6 protein-coding genes are annotated in these 5,147 nt (G+C 71.7%); 2 read left to right on the forward strand and 4 right to left on the reverse strand.

Translation table 11 applies throughout. The features are described from left to right. Nucleotides 1-196 precede the first annotated feature (196 nt). The 4 genes from WEB03_RS03505 to WEB03_RS03520 form a co-directional block, all read right to left on the reverse strand. Entirely contained in the window at nucleotides 197-415 is a 219-nt protein-coding gene (locus WEB03_RS03505) for a dodecin (protein WP_368069586.1), read from the reverse strand. Nucleotides 416-489: 74 nt separating this feature from the next. Beyond that, complete coding sequence (locus WEB03_RS03510) at nucleotides 490-1,713, reverse strand: GNAT family N-acetyltransferase (RefSeq protein WP_368069587.1); 1,224 nt, start codon at nucleotides 1,711-1,713, stop codon at nucleotides 490-492. 67 nt (nucleotides 1,714-1,780) lie between these two features. Then, nucleotides 1,781-2,797 (reverse strand): alpha/beta hydrolase, encoded by a 1,017-nt coding sequence (locus WEB03_RS03515; RefSeq protein ID WP_368069588.1) that lies wholly within the window; start codon nucleotides 2,795-2,797, stop codon nucleotides 1,781-1,783. 1 nt (nucleotide 2,798) lies between these two features. After that, entirely contained in the window at nucleotides 2,799-3,863 is a 1,065-nt protein-coding gene (locus WEB03_RS03520; RefSeq protein ID WP_368069589.1) for a 3-isopropylmalate dehydrogenase, read from the reverse strand. 174 nt (nucleotides 3,864-4,037) lie between these two features. Here WEB03_RS03520 and WEB03_RS03525 point away from each other — a divergent pair, with 174 nt between their 5' ends. Both WEB03_RS03525 and WEB03_RS03530 read left to right on the forward strand, forming a co-directional pair. Next, nucleotides 4,038-4,634, forward strand: a complete 597-nt coding sequence (locus tag WEB03_RS03525) for an RDD family protein (protein ID WP_368069590.1) — start codon at nucleotides 4,038-4,040, stop codon at nucleotides 4,632-4,634. Between the two features lie 65 nt (nucleotides 4,635-4,699). Further along, the gene (locus WEB03_RS03530; RefSeq protein WP_368069591.1) at nucleotides 4,700-5,017 is read left to right on the forward strand and encodes a hypothetical protein; all 318 of its coding nucleotides are present in this window, start codon (nucleotides 4,700-4,702) and stop codon (nucleotides 5,015-5,017) included. Nucleotides 5,018-5,147 lie beyond the last annotated feature (130 nt).

Genomic DNA, 5,147 nt, shown 5'->3' on the forward strand with positions numbered 1-5,147 from the left:
GAGCGGTCGGATGATGATCTCGAGCCGGGGACGCACGACCGGACGACCGCCCACGATGGCGCGGTCGGCGGTGATCACGTCGCGGCCGGTCACGGCTCGCTCCTCGGACGGCGTTCTACGCCCACGACGGTAGCGAGCAGGTCGACACGCTGTCGAACCTCGCCGTGGGCCGCCAGGGTCCGCTGGATGCCGTCGGTCAGCCCGCGGGAGCGTCGTCGAGGCGGAACCCGACCTCGATGGTCACCTGGAAGTGCTGCGCCTCGCCGTCAGCGATCCAGCCGCGGATCTCCTTGACCTCGAACCAGTCGAGGTTGCGCACCGACTCGCTGGCCTTGCGGATAGCGCCTCGGATGGCGTCGTCGACGCCCTCACGGGAGGATCCGACGAGCTCGATCTTCTTGTACACGCTGGCCACGGCGGGCTCCTGCTGGTCGCGGGTGGGACGCACACGCTAGGTGGTGACCTCCTCGCGCGGCCCACCTTGGCCCGTCAGAACTCCCACGGGGTCCAGGGCGCGTGCTCGGTGGCCACCATCTGATCGAGCCGGGCAACCGCTCCTGGCGTCCGCTCCTCGAGCCGCCGCGCATCCACCAGACGCGTCGGCGGAGTCCCACCGAGCCAGACCGCGGCGAGGACGTCGATCGGCAGGACGACGTCCGGTGCCGCGTCGGTCCGCGAACATGCAGCTCCCTCGGGGCTGACGTCCCACCGGTAGGTGCCGCCGGCGTCCCGCTCGGGGTCGTGGACCTCGAGCACGAGCCCGTCGGACACCGCCGACGTGCGGGAGGCGAGGCAGCGGACGACATCGAGGATGCGCACGTACAGCGGTGCGCTCTCGCCCATCCGCAGCCGCAGCCGGTCCTCGACCATCCACGGCAGCGCATCGTCGGGCGGTCGCAGGTCGGCGGTCACCGTGGCGGTGAGGTCGACGTCCAGCACGTGCTGCCAGAGCGCCTGCTCGGCCTCCGGGTCGGTGGCCAGCAGTTGCTGCAACCGCACCTCCCCCGCCAGGACACCGTCGCGGAAGTCGTCCTTGACGCGGTAGGTGGCGTACCCCCGTCCCGGGACCTGGACCAGTCGCCGGGAGCTCGCCCCGCGACGGAAGCTCGGCGGGTCGTCCTGCAGCGTCATGCGGAGCTCGGCTGCCGTCCGCGAGACCAGGCCGGGACGTCGGTCGCCGACCAGCGCGATGATGGTCGACGCCTCCGCGACGACGTCCGCGGGATCGAGGTCGACGACCAGGTGCGGGTCGACGGGGTCCAGGAACCGCAACCGGCTGGTGTCCACGCGGTACTCGATCGTCGGCGCGGCGATCCCGTACCCGAACCGGGGGTAGATGGCCGACTCGGAGGCGAACAACGCGGCGACCGGCTGCTCGCGTTCCACCGCGTCGTCGAGCCCTGCCGTCATCATCCGCCGGAGCAGCCCTCGCCGACGGTGGGTCTGCGACACGCCGACCACGGTGATGCCGGCGCACGGCAGGCGTCCCCCGCCTGGGGTGGAGATGTCGACCTGCAGGCTGCCGAAGTTGCCGACGAGCCGGTCGCCGTCCTCGACGACGAGCGACACGCAGCCGCGCAGGAACGGCAGCCACAGGCGCAGCTCGTCGTCGCTCTCGTCCTCGTAGAAGTGGCGCGAGACCGCCCGAGCGAGCGCGAGGAGGTCGTCATCGTCGTCGTTGCGGACGCGGCGGAGCGGTAGCGAGGTGGACACGGCGGACGTCCGCTCGCGTGCGATCGGGGAGCCGGGCGTGGCGGGGGCCGGCGCGAGCCGGTCGACGCTAGCGCGCGGCGGCGGCGCCGACCAGAGGTTCGTTGGTGTGACGCCGCACGAAGGCACCGAGCTCACGCAGGCTGCTGCGTGACTCCGGGAGCGGGAAGGCCTGGAACACGTGCCAGAGGCCCGGGAACCGGCCGAGCGAGGCGTCCACGCCCGCGTTCCTGGCGCGTTCGACGAGGCGCACGGCATCGTCGAGCAGGATCTCGTCGCTCCCGACGTGGACCAGCATCGGGGGCAGACCCTCGAGGTCGCCGTACAGCGGCGAGAGGCGTGGATCCTCGAGCGACACGTCACCGGCGTAAGCCCGCGCCGCGGGGAGGATCAGGTCGGCCGACAGCCACGGGTCGACCGCGTGGAGCTCCTGCAGCGATCCACCGGTCGCGGCCAGGTCGGTCCACGGCGATATCGCCAGGTAGCACGCGGGCAGCGGCAGCCCGGCGTCGCGTGCGGCGAACATCACCGCGAGGGCCAGTCCGCCTCCGGCCGAATCACCGGAGAAGGCGATGCGATCAGCCGGGAAGTCGCAGCTCTCGATCAGCCACCGGTAGCTGGCGAGGGCATCGTCCAGCGCGGCCGGGAACACGTCCTCGGGAGCCAACCGGTAGCGGGGCAGGAACACCTGCGCGTGACTCGTGCGCGACAGGGCGGCGGCAAGGCCCCGGTGGCTCTCGGGCGAGCCGAGCACGTAGGCCCCCCCGTGGAGGTGCAGCACGATCCGTTCGGCCGACTCCGTGCCGAGCGCCCGCTCGATCCCGTCGTCGCCGACCGGTGGCACGGCCACCCCGTCGGCGACCCAGAGCCCATCGACGGGCGCATCGCGGGCGGGCTGGAAGCGCACCGAACGTCCGAGTGGTAGCCGACCAGCGAGCGTCTCGAGCTGGGCGCGCATAGCGAGCGCGTACTCCTGCAGCTCCTCCTCCGCTGCGCCGGCGACGGGCATCCCGCCACCGGCCCGCCGCATCAGTTCGAGCGCGCCGACGAAGCCGGCCTTGACGATCCGGGTCCGGAGGGTGGGCACATCAGTCCCCGACCAGCTCGGCGATCCGGTCACCGACGTCGGCCGTCGTCGAACGGGACCCGTCGGGACGAGCGCCGCCGTGCTCGGTCAGCTCGGCGGCGATCGCGCGTTCGACCCGCGCAGCAGCGCCGTCCTCGCCGAGGAAGGCGAGCAGCTGTCCGAGGCTCATGATGGCCGCGATCGGGTCGGCCTTGCCCTGCCCCACGATGTCGGGCGCCGAGCCGTGCACCGGTTCGAACATCGAGGGTGCCCGCCGGGTCGGATCGAGGTTGCCGGAGGCAGCGAGCCCGAGCCCACCCTGCAGCGCGGCGCCGAGGTCGGTGATGATGTCGCCGAACAGGTTCTCGGTGACGACCACGTCGAACCGTTCGGGGCTGGTGACGAAGTAGAGGCAGGCCGCGTCGACGTGGACGTAGTCGCGCTCGACCTGCGGGAAGTCGGACTCACCGACCTCGGTGAAGGTGCGCATCCACAGGTCGCCGGCGTTGGTCAGCACGTTGGTCTTGTGGCACAGGGTGAGCTTGCCGTCGCGGGAGGCGGCCAGCTCGAAGGCGTAGCGCAGGATCCGTTCGACCCCGTGGCGGGTGTTGATGGACTCCTGGGTCGCGACCTCGGCGGGTGTCCCGCGGTAGAGCGTGCCGCCGGCGCCGGCGTACACCGATTCGGTGTTCTCGCGGACGACGACGAAGTCGCACCTCTCGGGGGTCAGGCCGGCGATCGGTGACGTCACGCCCGGGTAGAGCTTGACCGGCCGGTGGTTGACGTACTGGTCGAAGGCGAACCGCAGCTTGAGCAGCAACCCCTTCTCGATGACCCCAGGGGGCACGTCGGGGGTGCCGACCGCACCGAGGTAGATCGCGTCCGATCCGCGCAGCTCGTCGAGGGTCTCGTCGGCCAGCACCTCGCCGGTGTCGAGGTAGCGACGTCCACCGAGGTCGTAGTCGACGCGTTCGGTGGTGAACCCCTCGAGGTCCTCGAGGCGGTCGAGGACCTTCAGACCCTCGGCGACGACCTCCGGCCCGATGCCGTCGCCGCCGAGGATGGCGAGGTTGTGGCTGCGGGTCACGGGGGCTCCTTGTCGTTCCGGCGGACGCCGACGGGGCAGATGCTAGGGCCCGCGCGGCCGCACCCCCGCGTCGCACCTCGTGCACGGGTCCCTCGCATCGGGTCATCGCGGTGCCTACGGTGGGCCGAGGGGCCGAAGTCCGATGATCCCGGCGAAGGCCGAGGAGGGGAAACCGTGAGCGACGTTCCGAGCACGCCACCACCAGGCAGCACGCCACCACCAGGGGGCCAGCCCCCGCAGGGAGGCACACCACCGGGAGGCGACCCCGCACCACAGGGTGGGTTCGGCGGACCACCGCCGAGCGCGCCGCCCCCGTCCTCCCAGGAGCTGGGCGCGGGGGTCACCGCCACCGCGGGGCTCGGCCAACGCTTCGGCGCGCGCCTGCTCGACGCGCTGATCATCGGTATCCCGGCCACGATCATCTTCGCCATCTTCGGCTGGAGCATGGGTGGTTTCGGGCTGCAGGGCTGGATCGGGAACGCCCTGTTCTCGCTGGCCTGGTTCGGGTACTACGTCTACTTCGAGTCGTCCACGGGTGCGACGCTCGGCAAGAAGCTGCTGAACATCCGGGTCGTCGCCGCCGCCGACGGGACCCCGCCGTCGATGGAGGCCGCAGCCAAGCGCAACATCTGGATGCTGTTCGGGCTCGTCCCGATCATCGGTGGCATCGCGGGGTTCATCGCCGTGATCGTGATCGCCGTGACGATCAACTCGCAGCCCGCCAATCGCGGGAAGCACGACGAGTTCGCCGACACCGCGGTCATGAGCTGACCGACCCCACACCAGGGTTCGACCGGGCGGCGCTGCGAGCGGCGCTGCTCGAGGTCGAACCCTGGTTGGCGTCGACCGACCGTGGTCCGCAGGCGGTCGACGCCGGTCCGTGCGACCGCTGCGGCGAACTCCCACGGCTACTACCGACCTGCGGCCCGGATGGCTGGCCGGGACTCTGCCGATCGTGCGCCGAGGAGCTCGGCACCGACGCTTGGTGCGACGGCCACCTCGACGAGGCCGAGGCGTCACTCGCCTGGGCCGCGTCGTTACCCGACCACTGGGATCAGGCGGTCACCCTCTGGTGGATCGCCACCGGCGAGGTCCGCCTCGACCCGGCCGACACCGACCTCCGTGGTCGCCTCGCCCGGCTCGCGCCAGGTTGAGTTCGGCCCGGAGCGTTGAGAGATGCGCCTGAACAGCACCGGCACCGTAGCGATCGCAACGGCGTCGGGCATCTCGCGCATACGGCGGTTCCCGCCCGGTCGGCCCCTCGGACGTCCGGAGCCCATCCGA

Source organism: Nitriliruptor sp. (assembly GCF_040882075.1).
Taxonomy (GTDB): domain Bacteria; phylum Actinomycetota; class Nitriliruptoria; order Nitriliruptorales; family Nitriliruptoraceae; genus Nitriliruptor.